General features: G+C 54.0%; 1 rRNA gene. It reads right to left on the reverse strand.

Going from position 1 to position 1,591, the window contains the following annotated elements:
• Positions 1-25 precede the first annotated feature (25 nt).
• Positions 26-1,575 (reverse strand): 16S ribosomal RNA (locus IHV11_RS20985).
• Positions 1,576-1,591: the final 16 nt, after the last annotated feature.

The raw sequence follows: 1,591 nt of genomic DNA on the forward strand, positions 1-1,591 counted from the left end.
CGAAGGTGTTTCATAATCTCCATAGAAAGGAGGTGATCCAGCCGCACCTTCCGATACGGCTACCTTGTTACGACTTCACCCCAATCATCTGTCCCACCTTCGGCGGCTGGCTCCCAAAAGGGTTACCCCACCGACTTCGGGTGTTACAAACTCTCGTGGTGTGACGGGCGGTGTGTACAAGGCCCGGGAACGTATTCACCGCGGCATGCTGATCCGCGATTACTAGCAATTCCGGCTTCATGTAGGCGAGTTGCAGCCTACAATCCGAACTGAGAATGACTTTTTGGGATTGGCTTGGCCTCGCGGCTTCGCAACCCTTTGTATCATCCATTGTAGCACGTGTGTAGCCCAGGTCATAAGGGGCATGATGATTTGACGTCATCCCCACCTTCCTCCGGTTTGTCACCGGCAGTCACCTTAGAGTGCCCAACTGAATGCTGGCAACTAAGGTCAAGGGTTGCGCTCGTTGCGGGACTTAACCCAACATCTCACGACACGAGCTGACGACAACCATGCACCACCTGTCACTTTGTCCCCCGAAGGGGAAAGCTCTATCTCTAGAGTGGTCAAAGGATGTCAAGACCTGGTAAGGTTCTTCGCGTTGCTTCGAATTAAACCACATGCTCCACTGCTTGTGCGGGCCCCCGTCAATTCCTTTGAGTTTCAACCTTGCGGTCGTACTCCCCAGGCGGAGTGCTTAATGTGTTAACTTCAGCACTGAGGGTGGAACCCCCCAACACCTAGCACTCATCGTTTACGGCGTGGACTACCAGGGTATCTAATCCTGTTTGCTCCCCACGCTTTCGCGCCTCAGCGTCAGTTACAGGCCAAAAAGCCGCCTTCGCCACTGGTGTTCCTCCACATCTCTACGCATTTCACCGCTACACGTGGAATTCCACTTTTCTCTCCTGCACTCAAGTCTCCCAGTTTCCAATGACCCTCCACGGTTGAGCCGTGGGCTTTCACATCAGACTTAAGAGACCGCCTGCGCGCGCTTTACGCCCAATAATTCCGGATAACGCTTGCCACCTACGTATTACCGCGGCTGCTGGCACGTAGTTAGCCGTGGCTTTCTGGTTAGGTACCGTCAAGGTACGAGCAGTTACTCTCGTACTTGTTCTTCTCTAACAACAGAGCTTTACGACCCGAAGGCCTTCATCGCTCACGCGGCGTTGCTCGGTCAGGCTTTCGCCCATTGCCGAAGATTCCCTACTGCTGCCTCCCGTAGGAGTCTGGGCCGTGTCTCAGTCCCAGTGTGGCCGATCACCCTCTCAGGTCGGCTACGCATCGTCGCCTTGGTGAGCCGTTACCTCACCAACTAGCTAATGCGCCGCGGGCTCATCTGTAAGTGTCAGCCGAAACCGACTTTCAAAAAGAAGAAATGCTTCTTCTCTTATTATCCGGTATTAGCCCCGGTTTCCCGGAGTTATCCCCGTCTTACAGGCAGATTACCCACGTGTTACTCACCCGTCCGCCGCTAAATCAGAGGAGCAAGCTCCTCATCATTCGCTCGACTTGCATGTATTAGGCACGCCGCCAGCGTTCATCCTGAGCCAGGATCAAACTCTCCATAAAAGTGTTTGTCTTGCTC

Origin of the sequence: Fictibacillus sp. 26RED30, from assembly GCF_015903845.1 — a bacterium.
Classification (GTDB): Bacteria; Bacillota; Bacilli; order Bacillales; family Fictibacillaceae; genus Fictibacillus; species Fictibacillus phosphorivorans.